At 34.2% G+C, this 18646-nt stretch carries 15 protein-coding genes; 8 read left to right on the top strand and 7 right to left on the bottom strand.

What is annotated here, in order from left to right; genetic code table 11:
* From KO515_RS09220 to KO515_RS09200, 5 genes are all read left to right on the top strand, one after another.
* The gene (locus KO515_RS09220) at positions 1–1314 is read left to right on the top strand and encodes an ABC transporter permease (RefSeq protein WP_215936081.1); all 1314 of its coding nucleotides are present in this window, start codon (positions 1–3) and stop codon (positions 1312–1314) included.
* 3 nt (positions 1315–1317) lie between these two features.
* On the top strand, positions 1318–2193 hold the full coding sequence (locus KO515_RS09215) for a mechanosensitive ion channel family protein (RefSeq protein WP_215936080.1): 876 nt from the start codon (positions 1318–1320) through the stop codon (positions 2191–2193).
* 80 nt (positions 2194–2273) lie between these two features.
* Positions 2274–3437 (top strand): sigma-54-dependent transcriptional regulator, encoded by a 1164-nt coding sequence (locus KO515_RS09210; RefSeq protein WP_215936079.1) that lies wholly within the window; start codon positions 2274–2276, stop codon positions 3435–3437.
* 12 nt (positions 3438–3449) lie between these two features.
* Entirely contained in the window at positions 3450–4328 is an 879-nt protein-coding gene (locus KO515_RS09205) for a PPK2 family polyphosphate kinase (RefSeq protein ID WP_215936078.1), read from the top strand.
* Between the two features lie 65 nt (positions 4329–4393).
* Positions 4394–6013 carry a carboxypeptidase-like regulatory domain-containing protein gene (locus tag KO515_RS09200; RefSeq protein ID WP_215936077.1) on the top strand — a complete coding sequence of 540 codons (1620 nt, stop codon included), beginning with the start codon at positions 4394–4396 and terminating at the stop codon, positions 6011–6013.
* A 135-nt stretch (positions 6014–6148) separates the two neighbouring features.
* On the opposite strand, the gene KO515_RS09195 is transcribed toward KO515_RS09200, so the two are convergent.
* From KO515_RS09195 to lysA, 3 genes are all read right to left on the bottom strand, one after another.
* Positions 6149–9418, bottom strand: a complete 3270-nt coding sequence (locus KO515_RS09195; RefSeq protein WP_215936076.1) for a S41 family peptidase — start codon at positions 9416–9418, stop codon at positions 6149–6151.
* A gap of 71 nt (positions 9419–9489) precedes the next feature.
* Positions 9490–10527 (bottom strand): AI-2E family transporter, encoded by a 1038-nt coding sequence (locus tag KO515_RS09190; RefSeq protein ID WP_215936075.1) that lies wholly within the window; start codon positions 10525–10527, stop codon positions 9490–9492.
* An 89-nt stretch (positions 10528–10616) separates the two neighbouring features.
* Positions 10617–11822 (bottom strand): diaminopimelate decarboxylase, encoded by a 1206-nt coding sequence (lysA, locus tag KO515_RS09185; protein WP_215936074.1) that lies wholly within the window; start codon positions 11820–11822, stop codon positions 10617–10619.
* A gap of 121 nt (positions 11823–11943) precedes the next feature.
* Here lysA and KO515_RS09180 point away from each other — a divergent pair, with 121 nt between their 5' ends.
* Positions 11944–12600, top strand: a complete 657-nt coding sequence (locus KO515_RS09180; protein ID WP_215936073.1) for a hypothetical protein — start codon at positions 11944–11946, stop codon at positions 12598–12600.
* A 104-nt stretch (positions 12601–12704) separates the two neighbouring features.
* The gene (gene sucC / locus KO515_RS09175; protein WP_215936072.1) at positions 12705–13895 is read left to right on the top strand and encodes an ADP-forming succinate--CoA ligase subunit beta; all 1191 of its coding nucleotides are present in this window, start codon (positions 12705–12707) and stop codon (positions 13893–13895) included.
* 137 nt (positions 13896–14032) lie between these two features.
* Here sucC and KO515_RS09170 read toward each other — a convergent pair whose 3' ends face one another.
* Together KO515_RS09170 and KO515_RS09165 are read right to left on the bottom strand one after the other, a co-directional pair.
* On the bottom strand, positions 14033–14293 hold the full coding sequence (locus KO515_RS09170) for a DUF1456 family protein (protein WP_215936071.1): 261 nt from the start codon (positions 14291–14293) through the stop codon (positions 14033–14035).
* A gap of 38 nt (positions 14294–14331) precedes the next feature.
* Complete coding sequence (locus tag KO515_RS09165; RefSeq protein ID WP_215936070.1) at positions 14332–15141, bottom strand: alpha/beta hydrolase; 810 nt, start codon at positions 15139–15141, stop codon at positions 14332–14334.
* 142 nt (positions 15142–15283) lie between these two features.
* On the opposite strand from KO515_RS09165, the gene KO515_RS09160 reads away from it, so the two are divergent.
* Positions 15284–15685: a TerB family tellurite resistance protein gene (locus KO515_RS09160; RefSeq protein WP_215936069.1), complete on the top strand. Its 402-nt coding sequence runs from the start codon at positions 15284–15286 to the stop codon at positions 15683–15685.
* 91 nt (positions 15686–15776) lie between these two features.
* Here KO515_RS09160 and uvrB read toward each other — a convergent pair whose 3' ends face one another.
* On the bottom strand, positions 15777–17780 hold the full coding sequence (gene uvrB, locus KO515_RS09155) for an excinuclease ABC subunit UvrB (RefSeq protein ID WP_215936068.1): 2004 nt from the start codon (positions 17778–17780) through the stop codon (positions 15777–15779).
* Between the two features lie 126 nt (positions 17781–17906).
* On the bottom strand, positions 17907–18646 hold a 740-nt coding region (locus KO515_RS09150; RefSeq protein ID WP_215936067.1), incomplete at its 5' end, for a T9SS type B sorting domain-containing protein.

Raw genomic sequence — 18646 nt, 5'->3', positions numbered from 1 at the left:
ATGAATCATTTACCATTAATTATAAAACGAGAGTATTTTACAAAAGTGAAGAATAAATCATTTATTGTAATGACGTTTTTGAGTCCTTTAATAATGATTGCGCTTATTGCAGTTGTCGCTTATTTATCCCAATTAAATAATGATAAGGAACGAACCATTTCAATTTTAGATGAAACAGGTTATGTAAAAGACGTATTTCAAAATACAGAATTTACAACCTATACTAATCTAACGGGTTTAAGTTTAGAGGATGCTATCGCCTTAGTGAAAGAAAAAGAAGATTATGGCCTATTATATGTTGGGAAGGCCAAGTCACTTGATGACGTTTCCGGGCATGTGAAATTTTACTCAGAAGATTCCCCATCCATAAGTGTCATTTCTAGTTTAGAACAACAGATTGAAAAACGACTCAAAGAAAGAAAACTTGAATTAGACGGTGTCACCCTAGCACAAATTGAAGCGTCTCAAACTAATATAGAAATAGCCCAAGAAAGTTTTGAAGGTGAAAAGAGTTCTAAAATAGATAATGTTGTGAAGCTTGCATTCGGTGGAGCTGCAGGATATTTGCTTTTTATGTTTATTATCATTTACGGTAATATGATTATGCGTAGCGTGATAGAAGAAAAAACCAGCAGAATTATTGAAGTTATTATTTCTTCTGTAAAACCTATTCAATTAATGATGGGCAAAATTATTGGGACGTCATTGGCTGGTGTTACACAATTTGTAATTTGGGTTATTTTAGGAGGTGTTTTAATGATTATCGTCTCTACCATTTTTGGAATAGATTTAACGCAAGTACAATCTCCACAGCAAGAAATGATGAACCAAGCGATGCAAGCAGATGGTGCGCAAGTTATGGCCGAAAACTTAATTGTAGCCATAGGTAATTTACCAATGACGAATCTTATTATAGCATTTTTATTTTTCTTTATAGGTGGTTATTTGCTTTACAGTTCACTCTATGCAGCAATTGGTGCAGCAGTAGATAATGAAACGGATACTCAACAGTTTATGTTGCCCATTCTTATGCCATTGATTTTGGCTGTTTATGTTGGGGTGTTTACGGTTATTGAAGATCCGCATGGTACCGTGTCAACCGTATTTTCATTTATACCCTTGACCTCTCCTGTAGTGATGTTAATGCGAATCCCTTTTGGAGTTCCGCTTTGGCAACAAGGTTTATCGCTATTACTTTTAATCGGTACTTTTATTTTTGCGGTATGGTTTGCAGCTAAAATATATCGTGTTGGAATTTTAATGTATGGTAAAAAACCAACGTATAAGGAGCTTTTTAAATGGTTGAAATATTAAGTAATGATTCAAAACTTAAGTGATATTGAAGATAAAATAACAGAAAGTAGTCTTTGGGAGAAAACCACTGATTTCTTAGGTTGGCATTTAAATATTGGTGAGGATATTAGTATTTCAATTCTTGATATTGTTATTGTCATTACCGCCATATTTATAACTACGATTATACTTAGGTTAGCTCTAAAGGTTATCACCCGAAAATTACCAGAAGAAGATAAAGGGAAATTTGGAGTGGTCTATGGCTATTTTAGATGGCTTGTTTATCTCATCATACTTTTGGTTACACTGCATAGTGTTGGTGTAAATGTCACAGCAGTTTTTGCCGCGTCTGCAGCACTTTTAATTGGTATTGGTTTAGCGCTGCAAACCTTGTTTCAAGATATTATCTCAGGTATATTTATATTAATTGATCAATCTGTACATGTTGGTGATATTATAGAAATTGACGGTAAAGTTGGTCGGGTAGAGGAGATTAAATTACGAACCACCAGAGCAGTAACCATTGATAATAAGGTTTTAATAATTCCGAATCACTTATATTTAGAAAACAGTTTATACAATTGGACGCAAAACGGATCTACAACGCGAGAAAGTGTCGAAGTTGGCGTAGCTTATGGAAGCGATGTGCAATTAGTTAAAAAAATATTGCTTCAAGCGGCAAGTGCTAATGACAATGTGCTCTCTGTGCCACCTCCAGCAGTTATTTTCACTAATTTCGGTGATAGTTCGTTAGATTTTAAAGTCTCATTTACATTATCAGATAGTTTTAAAGCGCAGTTTCCTAAGAGTGAAATTAGGTTTGAGATTGATCGCCTTTTTAGAGAACACAATGTGTCTATTCCGTTTCCTCAACGCGATATCCATATTATTCAAAAATAAAAGTTTAGAGACATTCTGAAGTTTGATTCAACTTTTGAATGCATCCTAATCAAAAATAATAACAAGATTAAAATAGAGTTATGCCAAAAATATTAATTATTGAAGATGAAGCTGCGATAAGACGCGTACTGGTAAAAATACTTTCTGAAGAGAATGATACATACCAAGTGGAAGAGGCAGAAGATGGTTTAGTTGGAATTGAAAAAATTAAAAAAGAAGATTACGACCTAGTGCTTTGTGATATCAAAATGCCAAAAATGGATGGTGTTGAAGTGCTAGAAGCCGTTAAAAAGATTAAGCCAGAAACACCAATGGTTATGATTTCTGGTCATGGTGATTTAGATACCGCAGTTAACACGATGCGTTTAGGTGCTTTTGATTATATCTCTAAACCACCAGATTTAAACCGACTTTTAAATACAGTTCGTATCGCTTTAGATAGAAAAGAACTTGTTGTTGAGAATAAAAGACTAAAGAAGAAAGTCAGCAAAAATTACGAGATGATTGGGGAAAGCGATGGTATTGCTCGTATTAAAAATATGATTGATAAAGTGGCACCAACAGATGCTCGTGTTTTAGTTACAGGGCCTAACGGAACGGGAAAAGAACTCGTTGCCCATTGGTTACACCAAAAAAGTGAACGTTCAAAAGGCCCAATGATTGAAGTGAATTGTGCTGCAATCCCTTCAGAATTAATTGAAAGTGAATTATTCGGTCATGTTAAAGGGGCTTTTACATCTGCAGCTAAAGACCGGGCAGGTAAATTTGAAGCCGCTAATGGTGGCACTATATTTTTGGATGAAATTGGCGATATGAGTTTATCGGCTCAGGCCAAAGTATTACGTGCTTTGCAAGAAAGTCGTATTCAACGCGTGGGAAGTGACAAGGATATCAAGGTGAACGTTAGGGTGGTAGCAGCGACCAACAAAAACCTAAAAAAAGAAATTGAAGACGGTAAATTTAGAGAAGATTTATACCATAGACTAGCAGTGATTTTAATTGAAGTGCCAGCGCTAAACGATAGACGAGAGGATATTCCACTTCTCATAAATTATTTTGCTCAGAAAATTTCGAACGAACACGGCAATGTAAACAAATCCTTTTCTGATAAAGCTATAAAATTACTTCAAAATTATGATTGGACCGGAAATATTCGTGAACTACGAAATGTGGTAGAGCGTTTAATCATTTTAGGAGGAACTGAAGTGAGCGAAAGTGATGTAAAGGCTTTTGCTTCAAAATAAAATGTAATACTTATGAAAGATATTCATATTGATGATTTTAAAATTTCGTCTCAAATACAAATTGATGATTTACAAACTTCAATTGATTTAGGCGTAAAAGAAAAGAAAATTGAAAAAGAATTAAGAAAAGTCAGTGAAGATTTAGCGGACATTCAAAATAAAATGTATGCGCATGGTAAATATGCCGTTTTAATGTGTATACAGGGTATGGATACAGCTGGTAAAGATAGCTTGATTCGTGAGGTTTTTAAAGAATTTAACGTCAGAGGAATTATAGCGCATAGTTTTAAAAAGCCAACAGATTTAGAGCTAAAGCATGATTATCTTTGGAGACATGTCAAAGCATTACCAGCTAGAGGAAAGTTCGGAATCTTTAACAGGACGCATTATGAAAACGTATTGGTAACTAGAGTTCACCCAGAATACTTATTGTATGAAAACATGCCACATATTAATAGTTTAGATGATATAGATGATGCTTTTTGGGATAGACGCTTCAATGAAATAAATAATTTTGAAAAGCAAATTGCCAATAATGGCACCATCGTTTTTAAGTTTTTTCTAAATATTTCTAAAAATGAACAGAAAAATAGATTATTAAGAAGACTTGATAAACCAGAAAAAAATTGGAAGTTTTCTCCAGACGATTTAGATGAACGTCAATGTTGGGATGAATACCAAACCTTTTATGAAGATGCTTTAAATAGAACTTCTAAACCACATGCTCCGTGGTATAATATTCCTGCAGATGACAAACCAACCGCACGATATATTGTAGCCAAGATTTTATATGATACGCTAAAAGAATATGATGATATACAAGAACCAGAATTGCCAGCACATCAAAAGGAAAATATAGATTCGTATAGGCATCAACTTGAAAACGAATAATTTTTTTGCATCAATTTTATTTTACCTTCATTTCTTTAGAAAAAGTGATGTTACAAGCTAATCGTATGCCTAAAAAATCAATTTTATTCTCTGTGGTCTTTATTTGTTATGCTTCAATAGCAATGAGTCAAGGTGCTGTAGAATTGTTTTGTAGGGTTGTAGATAGTAATGAAAAGTTCCCGGTATCCTACGCTACTATTCAGTTTGAAGGTGAATCATCTGGTCTCGTCGCCAATGACGAAGGTAGTTTTAGATTACCAGGTCATTTTGTGCAAACCAATAAGCGTATTATTATATCTTCCATTGGTTATGAAAAACTTGTAATCAGTATCAATTCCTTAGATTCTAAGAAGATTAACATCATCTATCTAAAACCAAAAATTGAAAGTTTGGATGCTGTTATGGTGACGTCTAGCAAATCAAATCGCACTATTACAGAGTCTTCAATGGCAATCATAAAGAAAGCCATCTTTAGTATTCCAAGTAATTATCCTAATCAATCACATTCTTACATTGGTTACTACAGAGATTATCAATATGTCAATGATAATTATTACAACCTAAATGAAGGCATTATTGAAAATTTTGATTCTGGTTTTGATACCAACAAGTTAAGGTATAAAGACAATCAAACAGCACTTTATTCCTATCAACTTAATACGGATTTTTATCAGGATACTTTATTGCTGAATAGTATATATGGTATTTCTAAAATTATAGATACAGATGATAATGCACGGTTAGGAGTTAAAAGTAGAAATGAGTTAGAAATTTTAAATATCCATAACCCGATTAGAAATTATAATAAATCAAGTTTTTCTTTCATCTATGTTTTAAAGGATGATTTTATTACAAATCATCGCTTTGAGAGTCCTAAGGTGGTATATATTGGAGACGAATTGTTATATGAAATAGACTTTTATTCTAATGAAGATATACAGTCAAAATTTAGAGTGAAAGGAAAAATTTATATTGCCAAATCTAATTATGCGATTCACAGACTCAATTATCACATGTTCGAAAATCAAAATTATTCAACAACTAGAACAAGGACTCCTAGCTTTGGTTTTAATAGTCAAAAATCAGACGATTCAAATACACTGTTCAAAATTAATATTGAATATAAAAAGGTAGAAGGGAAGATGTATTTAAATTATATGACGTTTAATAACCGGTTTATTATAAAAGAACCTAACCCTTTACGTGTCGATAGTTTTGACTTTGATGTTGAAAAAGAGGCGTTTTATATTACGTTTAATAAATCTATTGATGATGCTTCAATTCAAAGTAAAAATAGAATTAAGCTTTATTTTAAGGACGAAAAACTAATGGTAAGTAGTATTAAGTTAGTTAAAAATAATGTGGTTAAGATTGAAGTTGTAGATTGGGCTGCTGGAACCAAATTTGACATAGGAGATGTTCAATCAGAAGATTTTGCCTATAAATTGAAAAAAATAAGAGATGTTTCAGGTGTTACAATTTATAAAGAATCTAAGCTATTAGGGTTTCAGTTTAGAGAGTTTTTTACGCAAGACATATTTACGGATCAGCCACTAAAATCAGATTTAATTTTAGTCAATAAAACGATGCCATTATCTTCAAGTGGATTGAATAGCAAAATTATAGATGTTAATACCTATTGGGTGAATACCCCTTTAAAATCAACTTCAGAAGTGAAACCTTAATTATTGATTAATGGACTAAACGGCATCATCTTTTTCTTCTTTGTTCATTTTAATAAATTTAGATACTAGCCGTATTCCTAATCTTGCAAAAAGGATTACGGCAAATTTTATTACAATATCTAAACCTGTCATATATTAATTTCCTTTTGCGGGTTGGGGAAACGGTGGGATTTTAACCTCTTTTTTTATGCCCAATTGATTCATTAATTCTTCAATGGCTTTTTCTAGTTGTGGATCTCTTCCGTTAAATAACGCTTTAGCATCTTGTCTTACTTTAATATCTGGTGCGATACCGACATTCTCTGCAATCCATTTATTATTTATCGGATCAAATACGGCATTATCTGGTGCTGTTAAAGCTCCTCCATCAATTAAAGCATAATGTGTTGAGGATTTTACCAAACCTCCCCAAGTGGTCATACCAATTAATTTACCAACATTCTGCTGTCTAAAAACCCACGGAAAAAAATCTCCACCAGAACCTGCAAGTTCATTTATCAATAATACTTTTGGGCCTAAGATACCAGCAGGTAATGTCAGCGGTTTGCCGTTTGGTACCTCATTTGTTAATCCAGCTCTAAGGCTTCGTGTCATTAAATCTACCATATAATCATCCAATAAACCACCACCGTTAAAACGTTCATCTATTACGGCTCCCTCTTTGTCTTGTTGGGCGAAATAATACCTATTGAAAGATACAAAACCAGGGCCTCCTGTATTTGGAACCCAGATATAGCCCAAACGTCCGTTTGATAATTTATCAACTAATCTACGGTTGTCTTCAACCCAAGTGCGTTGTCTCAAAGAATTTTCGCTGCGTATAGGCTCAATAATTTCCTGCCAATTCCCTTTAAATTCTGGTTGATCATTAATATGAAGGATGGTTTGTTTTCCAGCAGTGCCGTCTAAATATTTATAAAAATTAGCGTCGGCTTTAATTTCTTTACCGTTGATTCCAACAATATATTGACCTTCTTTTATATTTAATCCGGGCGCATCCAAAGGGCCAGTTAAACCAGGATTCCAGCTTTCGGTAGTGTAGATGCGGTCAATTTTCCAATGAGATTTATCAGTGACCATATCAGCTCCAAGTAAACCCGTTGTGGAACGTTCTATATCTGGATAATCACCACCAAATACAAAACTATGACCAACAGATAATTCACCATTGACCTGATCTAAAATATAATATAAATCCGCACGATGCTTAATAAATGGCACTAAGGAAGCATAACGTTTGTAAACCGCGTTCCAATCACGACCATGCATATTAGGGTCATAAAAATAATCGCGTTCATATCTCCAAGCCTCTTCAAACATTTGTTCCCATTCGGCTGAACGGTCTAATTTCATTTGTAAATCTATCTTAAGACGTTTGCCTCCTTTGGCATCACCTCCCCCTGTACTTATAACTTGCCAGTCTCCATTAATTTGAGCTAACATATGTTCACCGTTGGTCGTTACTGACACGGACCTCACTCCAGAAGCAAATTCTTTAAGGTCTTGCTTTTCTAGATCAAATTTATGTAAGGTGGCTCCTCTGTCATTAGGGATATATTCAGATATAAACAGGGATCCTTTTTTACCAGCAATAATATAACCATAGTTTCTTGAAGGTATCGGTAGGGCAAGTGTTCTACGGCCAATATTATCAAAGTCTATAGTCATAGGCTTCTTTTCGTCGTCTTTTTTGTCTTTAGAATCTTTACCTTCCTTGTTGTCATCACTTTTATCATCAGTGTCCTCTTTGATATCTTCTTCATCACTTTTAGGTTTAAAAGGAGAATCATCATTGGCATCTAAATTAATAACATATGCAGCATACGCCGGGTCTGCAGTCATTGAACTGGTATTTGCCCAACCAGAAGCCAAGGCAACATCTGTACTCGCTAAAAAGTAAAGTTGTTTTTGGTTCATATCCCAAGCAGGTGAAAAGGAATCTGCAAAAGCATCTGTGATGGGTTTTGAGGTGTCATTTTCTAACGAATAGATATAGATTTGTCTGAAGTTATTGGAAGCCGACTTTTCATACGCCATATAGTTACTGTCTGGTGACCATTTTAATTCAATACTGTTACGTTCTAAATTTGTGCCTCCAATAGCAATAGTTTTAATCTTTTTCGTTTCTAGGTTTACGAATTTTAAGCGTACATCATCATCAACAAAGGCGATATACTTTCCATCTGGTGACCATGTGGGATTCCAAGCTAATTTTGATTCTCCAATAGAAATAACTTCAGGTTGCGATAAGCCATCTTGATCGGAAATCATTAAGGTATAATTTTTTCTATCCGCATCAGAAAACCAAGCTATTTTATCTCCTTTTGGTGACCAAATTGGCCGTCTATCTGCGGTACCTGAACTTTCGGTGATGTTTCTAGAGTCTCCAAATTCAACAGGGATTGTAAATATATCTCCACGAGATTGCATAATAGCACGTTTACCATTTGGTGATAAGGATGCTGAACGCGTCGAATTTGATACATCTTCCCATTTGGTTTCCGACCATGGGAAATCACCAATCACGTTAATTGTTAATTGTGTGTGTGTGCCTATTGAAATAGACATGGTGTGTAAATAACCATCGCGCTCATAAATTAAAGTGTCGTTGTTACCACTTAACCATTTAATATCAGAACCTTCAAGTGATGTGATTTGTCTCAGTGTTTTGCTTGATGGAGTATACGACCAAATATTAGAGACTAAATCACGATCGGATAAAAAATAAATAGTATCACCTAACCACATCGGTTGAATATCTGTAGTGTGTTCATTAGGCAGTAAAACTTCAGTTTGGGTTTTTAAATCTAGTATAATTAATGGTGTATTTTGCCCACCTCTATAAGCGCGCCATTCTTCATCCCAACGATCCATTTTATCTAAAATCAATTTTTTGCCATCAGGTGAATAAGACCCATCATTACTCCATTGTTTGGTTAGAAGTTGAGGTGCTCCGCCTTCAACTGAAATGGTGTAAAGTCTATTATATGGTCGTGGAGCGGTTTCTCGATTACTCGTAAATAATATATGTTTACCGTCATTGGTCCAACCTCTAACGGTTGATCCACTAGGATGCCACGTTAATCGTTTGGGTTCACCACCATTTTTAGAAACCACATAAACATTGTTTGTTCCTGCTCTGTTAGAACTGAACGCAATCCAATTACCATCTGGTGAAAAATAAGGATTAGATTCGCCAGCAGCAGTTGAAGTAATACGTTTAGCTTCGCTAGAATTTATTGCAGAAACCCAAATATCACTTCCGTAGGTATACGTAATATGTGTGGCACTGATATCTGGTTGTCTTAGTAATCTAGTGCCTTGTGCAAAAGAAAGAACACTAGTTAATAGAAATAATAAGGCAACATAAAGTGTTTGATGGGGTGATTGTGATTGAGAATTCATAGAGATGCGTTGATTAAATTGATTAGAATGATGTTATAAAGTTACGAATAACTTAATAACCATTCTATAATTTAATTTTGCTCCTCTGGTGCGCTATCTAATGTCTTACCATATTCTTCGGTATATATTTTTACTAAAGCCATAAAAATACTAATCAGTAGTGGTCCGAAAATTAAGCCGATAAATCCAAATAGAGGAACCCCTACAATTACACCGATAAGCGTAACTAAAGGATGTACATCGTCAAGTTTTTTTAATACGTACAGTCTAATAATATTATCAGTAGAGCCAACAACTACGACACCATATATTAAAATACCCCAAGCCTGAGCTGTTTGACCACTGGATAAGGTGAGTATAAAAACAGGAATAATACCAACAAAAGTGCCTATAAAAGGAATCATAGAGCCAATAGTGACAATCACAAACCAAAATAAAGGGTCTTCAATACCAAAAATTAAAAAACCAATTAAAGCAATTATTCCTTGTGCTATGGCTACCAATGGAATTCCGATAGCATTCGATTTTACCATGGCTTGGACTTCTTTTCCAATTTCTGCAATATTGCTATTATTCATTGGAATATAATCGCGGAGCGACTGCCTTAATTCTTTTCGATTAGTAAGCATGAAGTAAAGCATAAAGTACATCAACCCAATAGCTACCAATAAATTAAAAGTATCGCCTACCATGCTCTGTGCACTATTAGAAAGCCATGATGTAATCGCTTCAGTGTCTATTTGAGAATTGACATCAAATCCAGTTTTAAATTTTAATTGTCCAACTTGCTCCTTAAACGCGTTAATCACCTTTCCGCTATTATCAGCAACATCAGAAACTTTATTACCGATCATAATTCCAAAACCCGTAAGTGGCACCATAATAACAACGAAAGAGCCTAACATTAAAGTTAAAGCGGCTAAAGTTGCGTTCCAATTATATTGGTTGACTAAACGTTTCATTACTTTCCTTAGTAGAATATAAAACGTAATTGCGCCTAAAACACCTGTCAAGTAAGGGAGCATTTCACGAAAAATCAAACTTCCAAAAAGTAAGATTAATAATAAAATAAAAACTTGACGGATTATTTTAGGCGCAATTTGAGTCATGGGAAGGGTTTTTAATCTTCTCAAAGATAATTGCAAACCATAGACTGAGTTACTTTAATTCCATAAAATATTAACTCAGATAGATTAAATTAAATAGTGATTTCAATTTGATTATTTAAAATATCATCAAAAGTTTCACGTTTTCTAATCAATTGTGCTTTTCCTTTATATAACAAAACTTCAGCAGGTCTGTATCGTGAATTATAGTTGCTTGCCATAGAGTAGCAATAGGCACCTGCATTTTTAAAGCATAGAATGTCACCTTCGTTTATTTCAGGAATGCGTCTGTTATTGGCAAACGTATCGGTCTCACAAATGTAGCCTACAACCGAATAAAAACGCTCGCGTCCTTTTGGATTTGAAATGTTTAAAATATCATGTTTAGAACCATATAACATTGGTCGTATAAGGTGATTGAATCCAGAATCGATCTGAGCAAAAACCGTTGAAGTGGTTTGCTTTACCACATTAACTTTAGCTAAAAAGACTCCAGCTTCACTCACTAAAAATTTACCAGGTTCAAAGGCTAAGGTTAAATCTTTACCGTATTCTTTGCAGAATTCATTGAAGCGTTGTGCTAATTTATCACCTAATTCTTCAATATTAGTTTCAATGTCTCCTTTTTTATAAGGGACTTTAAATCCTGATCCAAAATCTATAAATTCTAATGTCTTAAAGTTTTTAGCCGTTTCAAAAAGAATTTCACTCGCGTACAAGAAGACATCAATATCTAAAATATCACTTCCAGTATGCATGTGAATACCGTTGATATTCATTTTTGTGTTTTCAACTATGCGCAGTAACAACGGAATTTGATGAATTGAGATGCCGAATTTACTATCAATATGCCCAACTGAAATATTAGTGTTTCCACCAGCCATCACGTGTGGATTGATACGAATACATACCGGTACTTTAGGATGTTTAGTCCCAAATTGTTCTAAGATGGATAAATTATCAATATTAATCTGAACACCTAATTTTGCAGCTTCTTCAATCTCTTCAAGGGATACACCATTAGGAGTGAAAATAATATTTTCAGGTTTAAAACCGGCTTTTAAGCCTAATCGTAATTCTTGAATTGAAACGGTATCAATTCCAGAACCTAATTTATTAAATAATTTTAATACTGAAATATTAGACAATGCCTTCACAGCATAGTTAAGTTTCAAATGTTTTACCTTACTAAATGCTTTCGTTAATCGCTTGTATTGCGTTTCAATTTTTTCAGCATCATATACATAAACAGGACTTCCAAAATCCTTTGCAATCTGTAATAAGGTATTTTCCTTCATTATTCTCTATTCTTAAAAGTTAGGTGGCGAAAGTAAATGTAATCCTTATTATAAACATAAAAATGATAAAAAATAGCTATTTTTACACAGAATGTTAAATAGTTAACAAAATTAAACAAATATGAAGACGATAGCATCTTGTGTTCAAGATTTAATTGTGGCTAGTCCTTTTTTAGAAGAAGGTCTATCAAGAGAGATTATTAACTTTTCTGCTTTAGCTAAAGAGTTGAATGCACCAGTTTCTGAAATGCTTAGAAAACCGGTAAAAGATGGTGCTATTATGATGGCATTGCGACGCTACCAACAGCCATTTAATCTTGAAAATTCTAGAAGTTTAAAAAAAGCCTTTAACCAAATAGGTGATATTACAGTGCGTTCTAACCTCAGTGATTTTACATTTGAAAACTCGAAGACTTTAATCCACAGTCATTCACAAATTTTAGAAAATATTAGTGAAAATCATCAAATTTTTTATGCCTTTACACGTGGTATGTTTGAAAGCAATATAATTATCTCAACATCGGAAAAAGAGCGCGTTCTCAAGGCCTTCCATAAAGAGACACAAATCGGCTTACAGGAAAAATTGTCCGCTATTAGTATTTATTTGCCTAAAGGGAATTCCAAAATTGTTGGCTTGTATTATCAAATATTTAAGCGGTTGGCATGGGAGAATATTACCTTATATGAAGTAGTTTCTACCACTAATGAGTTTACCATTGTAGTGGAAGACTATTTGGTAGATAAGGCATTTTCTGCGATAAAGCGTTTAATTGATTAGACTTCGAGATTGTGTTCTAGCAAGTGATAAATCAATTTTAAAAACTATTGGTAAAAACTATTAGTATGCTTACTTTTGTCAGACCAATAAATTTCTTATCAAAAATGAATTTACACGAATATCAAGGAAAAGAATTATTAAGCAGTTTTGGAGTACGAATCCAACGTGGAATTGTAGCTCAAAGTGCTAAAGAAGCTGTTGATGCAGCAAAGCAATTAACGGCTGAAACTGAAACAGGTTGGCACGTTATAAAAGCTCAAGTTCATGCAGGTGGACGAGGAAAAGGTGGAGGTGTAAAATTAGCCAAAAACCTTAAGGAAGTTGAAGAAATTGCAGGACAAATCATCGGTATGGATTTGGTAACGCCTCAAACTTCTGCTGAAGGTAAGCGTGTTCATCAAGTTTTAGTAGCTGAAGATGTTTATTATCCAGGTGAAAGTGAGCCAGACGAATTTTATATTTCTGTGTTATTAAATCGTGCTACAGGTAGAAATATGATTGTGTATTCTACGGAAGGTGGAATGGATATTGAAACTGTTGCAGAAGAAACACCAGAATTAATACATAATGAAGAAATTGATCCTTCAACTGGGATTTTACCTTTTCAAGCACGTCGTATCGCTTTTAACTTAGGCTTATCTGGTCTTGCTTTTAAAGAAATGACAAAATTTGTTACCGCTTTATATACAGCTTATGACAAATCAGATGCGTCTTTATTTGAAATCAACCCTGTTTTAAAAACAAGTGATAGTAAAATAATGGCAGTTGATGCTAAAGTAACGTTAGATGCTAACGCGTTATACAGACATAGAGATTTAGCTGAATTACGTGATTTACGTGAGGAAAATCAAATTGAAGTTGAAGCAGGTGCTTTAGGATTAAACTATGTAGACTTAGACGGAAACGTTGGTTGTATGGTTAATGGTGCTGGTTTGGCAATGGCAACTATGGATTTAATTAAGCAAGCAGGTGGTGAGCCAGCTAACTTTTTAGATGTTGGTGGTACTGCTGATGCCGCTAGAGTAGAGGCCGCTTTTGAAATTATATTAAAAGATCCTGCTGTAAAAGCGATCTTAATTAACATTTTTGGTGGTATTGTAAGATGTGACCGTGTGGCACAAGGTGTTATTGACGCTTATAAAAACATGGGTAATATTAATGTACCAATCATCGTACGTTTACAAGGAACAAATGCAGATATTGCTAAAGAATTAATTGATAATTCTGGATTAGATGTGATGAGTGCAACTGAATTCCAAGAGGCAGCTGATAAGGTGCAAGAAGTTTTGTCATAATACGATTATGACATGCTGAACTTGTTTCAGTATATAACTAGATTGGAATTATATAAAATATAAAAGAGCAACATTAATTTGTTGCTCTTTTTTTGTTATTATTTTATACCCTTTGATTGGTGTAAAGTGGAGAACATCTATTCCTTTTTCTTTTCTACTTTTTTCTTCTCTCCCTTTTTGGGCATTGGTCCACGTAAATGAATAATTAACCCATTGAGGAAGTTTCTTAGAATTTGATCACCACACTCCATGTATTTAGGATGGTCTTCATTTCTAAACATGGCGTTAAGCTCGCTTTTAGAAATTCTGAAATCCACTAATTCTAGGATTTTGACGATATCATCGTCTCTTAGTTTATGTGCGACTCTTAATTTTTTAAATATGTCGTTGTTAGTCATTGAGGATTTATTTTCATTCCCATGAAAATGAGAATACGTTAATTGTTATATATTAAATATTGATAAGCGTCTCCAAAGTGAGCTGCCCATAATTTTTCATTGTGTTGACCACCTTCAATAATATGGCTTTCATATTGATTGTCTTTAACTCCTTTAGATTTTAACAAGTTAAGCATTTCTTCTAACTTAGGTATCATGGTGTCACCTTCATCAGTTCCAGCTAAAAAATAAAAACTTGATGTTTCTGGAATATGAGTAGCTTCAACCAAATCAAAGATTTCAGGATTAATCCAAAATGCAGGTGAGAATACTCCAGCGTTTCCGAATGTTTCTGGATATTTAATAACAGCATAAAAGGATAGTAAACCTCCTAAGGATGATCCAAAAATTGAGGTGTGCTTGGCTTCTTGTTGAGTTCTATAAGTAATATCTATATGAGGTTTCAAGGTGTTTTTTATAAATGCTAAATAGGAATCTCCATTTCCTCCACCATGTTTTTCGTGTTTATATGGTGTGAGTTCATCTATACGTTTTGCATTGCCGTGTTCAATTCCAATAATTATGCTTTGATTATCTGTAAGCGTATCTAAATATTCATCTACTCCCCATTCACCTACGTAGGATGTCTCAACATCAAATAAATTTTGAGCATCATGCATATAAATGACAGGATACGATTTTTTAGTTTTTTTATAATTTGTAGGTAAATACACCCAAATAGTTTTTTCGGAATGAAGTTGCGGAGCCGTAATGCTGAATTTTATAATCTGTTCAGATGCAGTGCTTTGAGCGGTTAATTGGTGTGAAATAAATACTAGAAATAGCAGGTGTAAATGCTTCAATTTCATGTTGTAAGCGATGTAATATTTTGATAAACGTTTAAAAAAATCGACTAAGTACAATCAATTTTTCGACAAGATACATTATATCAACGACAATAAAATAAACTACCTCTGTAACTTTACAGTATAAAATAATCCCCATTAAATCATGATTAATCGCGTTGAAAAACTGAGTTTGCTTTCCGAGATGATTGCCTTCGCTCAAACAGATGAAAATATAAGGTCTATTGAATATAATTTCTTATTCAGTATTGCTAAACAGTTGGAAATTTCTAAAGAGGATTTTCAATATCTTTTTGAACACCCTGTAACATATGTGAATTTAAAATCACATAGTGAGCGTATTGTTCAATTTCATAGATTAGTATTGCTTATGAATTTAGATCATAAAGTCGCTCCAAAACAATTGGTTAAAATTCACAATTTCGGATTGCGTATGGGATTAAGTCATGAGTCTATTAATCGCGTATTAGATTTAATGGATAGTTTTCCGAATAAAATTGTACCACCAGATTTCTTAATTGATATTTTTAAAGTGCAGTATAATTAGTACTTGGTACAAAGTAATATATTGACAATTTGCTAGTGAAGTGTCTATTACTAATTTACTTTACACTTTTTTCTGACCACTGACCTCTTCTTTAAACCTTCAACTTTTCCAATTTACTCTGGTAAGCCGTTATCTCATCTCTAAACCGAGCCGCTTCCAAAAAGTCTAAAGCTTTAGCCGCTTGTTCCATTAATTTTCGTCGTTCTCTAATTTTCTTTTCGAGTTCACCTTTCGTTAAGTATTCACTTTCTGGCTCTGCAGCTATTTGTGCATCGAGTTCTGTTCGGTAGGTACTTACTGAATTTTTGGTTAAAGCACTGTCCAAACTTTTATTTAAGGCTTTCGGAACGAGATTGTGTTTGGTGTTATATGCCATCTGTTTCTCACGACGGTAATTCGTTTCATCAATTGTTTTTTGCATGCTTTTGGTAATTTTATCAGCATACATTATCGCTTTTCCGTTTAGGTGTCTTGCTGCTCTTCCTACGGTTTGTGTCAGTGAACGTGCCGAACGTAAAAACCCTTCTTTGTCTGCATCTAAAATAGCAACCAATGATACTTCGGGTAAATCTAAACCTTCACGCAATAAATTGACGCCAACCAATACATCAAAAACTCCTTTACGTAAATCTTGCATGATTTCCACACGTTCCAAAGTATCGACATCACTATGAATGTATCTGGTTCGTACAGAAATTCTAGTTAAATATTTGGTCAGTTCTTCTGCCATTCGTTTCGTCAGAGTCGTTACCAAAGTACGCTCGTCTTTTTCAACACGATTTTGTATTTCTTCAATTAAATCATCAATCTGATTTAAACTTGGTCTTACTTCAATAATAGGGTCTAGCAACCCTGTTGGACGAATCACTTGCTCTACATAAACACCATCACTTTTTTGCATCTCATAATCGGCAGGAGTTGCAGACACATAGATGACTTGATTTTGAAGGGCTTCAAATTCTTCAAACTTTAAAGGCCTATTATCCATAGCAGCAGGTAAACGGAAACCGTAATCTACCAAATTTACTTTTCGGCTTCTATCTCCTCCATACATGGCATGCACTTGGGAAATGGTAACGTGACTCTCATCAACTACCATTAAAAAATCATCTGGAAAATAATCTAACAAACAGAATGGTCGTGTGCCTGGTAATCGTCCATCTAAATATCTCGAATAATTTTCAATGCCAGAGCAATAACCTAGTTCACGAATCATTTCCAAATCAAATTCGGTACGCTCTTTTAATCGTTTGGCTTCAAGATGTTTTCCTATGTCTTTGAAATAATCGTATTGTTTTACTAAATCGTCTTGGATATCTTTAATCGCTCCATTCAATACATCTGGCGAGGTGACAAACATGTTTGCTGGATAAATATTGAGGCGGTCGTAACGTTCTATAACTTCGTTCGATCTCGAGTCAAACGCTTCAATTTCTTCAATTTCATCACCAAAAAAATGAATTCTGAACGCATGATCTGCATATCCAGGAAAAACATCTACAGTATCTCCTTTAATTCTGAAGTTACCATTTTTGAAGTCGGCTTCCGTTCTTGAATATAAACTTTGAACGAGTTGATGGAGTAATTTGGTACGCGAAATAACTTGGTCGCGTTCTAATGTAATTACATTTTTTTGAAATTCCACAGGATTCCCAATACCATATAAACATGACACGGAGGCAATCACAATGACATCACGTCGACCAGAAAGTAGGGAAGACGTGGTACTCAAACGCATCTTCTCAATTTCCTCATTAATAGATAAATCTTTTTCTATATAAACGCCAGAAACAGGAATATAGGCTTCGGGTTGGTAATAATCATAGTAGGATACAAAATACTCAACAGCATTATCTGGGAAAAATTGCTTAAACTCAGAATAGAGTTGTGCTGCCAATGTTTTGTTGTGGGCCAAAACTAATGTTGGGCGTTGCACTTCTTCAATCACATTGGCGACCGTAAATGTTTTACCGGAACCTGTAACACCTAAAAGGGTTTGATACTTTTCTTTTCCATCAATACCTGCAGCTAATTTTTTTATAGCTTGTGGTTGATCACCAGTAGGTTTAAATTCGGACTCAATTTTAAATCGCATACAGCAAAGTTACAATAAAGCGCTTATAATTTAAATCAGAAGTACGTTACAATTGCGTTAAAATAAAATGGACTTCAAGATTTTAATCAGGAAGTCCATTATCATAACTTTAGACAATAACAGCCTCTAATGCTTTAAAGCAAAATGCCCTCTAAGTTCGTCACCATTTTTTAATGTGATTAAATACCAGAAATCATTCGACTCTAGCATTTTTCCATTGTAATAGCCATCCCAAGAGTAATTTGAAGGAATTAATTGTTTAATTAGTTTCCCGTATCTATTAAATATAAGGATTTCTTCTACAATGTTATTTCTGTCAATAACAGTCCAGAAATCATTAAATGTATCATTATTAGGTGTGAAAAACACAGGAATGAAAAGCTCTACTTCAATCTCAAATGGCAATGATTTAATGACGCAACCGTTAAGATCAGTGACATATAAGGTATGAACACCTTCTGAAAGATCGTTAAAAATATTAGAGGTCTGCGTGCTCGAATAATCTACGGCATATAAATAGTCTAGAGTTTGATCCGTCATAGAAACAATAAGTGTACTGTTGCTTATGGAAATATTTGATTCATCTAAGGAGAAATCTATAGCTGGAAAAATTATAATGTCAAAACTACTTTCATTAGAGCAGGTATTAGGGGCTGTTCCTATGTCGTTATAAATATAAATAGTCTGCGTTGTAGAAATAGTATCACCAGCATTAAGTGGTGTTCCTGTACCATTGGTGCCTGTAAAATAGTTGCCGTCGGTAAGCGCTGGTAAGATATACGATCCACATTCAGCTTGGTCAGCAAGTGTATCGACATTTGGTGTTCCGCTTACTGTTACTTCAAAGCTACTTTCGTTGGAACAAG

Origin of the sequence: Winogradskyella psychrotolerans, assembly GCF_018860545.1 — a bacterium.
Lineage (GTDB): Bacteria > Bacteroidota > Bacteroidia > Flavobacteriales > Flavobacteriaceae > Winogradskyella > Winogradskyella psychrotolerans_A.
The sequence above is the reverse complement of the archived record's forward strand: the minus strand, read 5'-3'. Positions and strand labels throughout refer to the sequence as shown.

Bases quoted from the DNA above. Each gene is read 5' to 3' on its own strand.
- KO515_RS09190 (WP_215936075.1), bottom strand. From the start codon at position 10,527: ATGACTCAAATTGCGCCTAAAATAATCCGTCAAGTTTTTATTTTATTA.
- KO515_RS09205 (WP_215936078.1), top strand. From the start codon at position 3,450: ATGAAAGATATTCATATTGATGATTTTAAAATTTCGTCTCAAATACAA.
- KO515_RS09160 (WP_215936069.1), top strand. From the start codon at position 15,284: ATGATTAATCGCGTTGAAAAACTGAGTTTGCTTTCCGAGATGATTGCC.
- KO515_RS09170 (WP_215936071.1), bottom strand. From the start codon at position 14,293: ATGACTAACAACGACATATTTAAAAAATTAAGAGTCGCACATAAACTA.
- KO515_RS09210 (WP_215936079.1), top strand. From the start codon at position 2,274: ATGCCAAAAATATTAATTATTGAAGATGAAGCTGCGATAAGACGCGTA.
- KO515_RS09200 (WP_215936077.1), top strand. From the start codon at position 4,394: ATGCCTAAAAAATCAATTTTATTCTCTGTGGTCTTTATTTGTTATGCT.
- KO515_RS09195 (WP_215936076.1), bottom strand. From the start codon at position 9,418: ATGAATTCTCAATCACAATCACCCCATCAAACACTTTATGTTGCCTTA.
- KO515_RS09220 (WP_215936081.1), top strand. From the start codon at position 1: ATGAATCATTTACCATTAATTATAAAACGAGAGTATTTTACAAAAGTG.
- sucC (WP_215936072.1), top strand. From the start codon at position 12,705: ATGAATTTACACGAATATCAAGGAAAAGAATTATTAAGCAGTTTTGGA.
- lysA (WP_215936074.1), bottom strand. From the start codon at position 11,822: ATGAAGGAAAATACCTTATTACAGATTGCAAAGGATTTTGGAAGTCCT.
- uvrB (WP_215936068.1), bottom strand. From the start codon at position 17,780: ATGCGATTTAAAATTGAGTCCGAATTTAAACCTACTGGTGATCAACCA.
- KO515_RS09180 (WP_215936073.1), top strand. From the start codon at position 11,944: ATGAAGACGATAGCATCTTGTGTTCAAGATTTAATTGTGGCTAGTCCT.
- KO515_RS09165 (WP_215936070.1), bottom strand. From the start codon at position 15,141: ATGAAATTGAAGCATTTACACCTGCTATTTCTAGTATTTATTTCACAC.
- KO515_RS09215 (WP_215936080.1), top strand. From the start codon at position 1,318: ATGATTCAAAACTTAAGTGATATTGAAGATAAAATAACAGAAAGTAGT.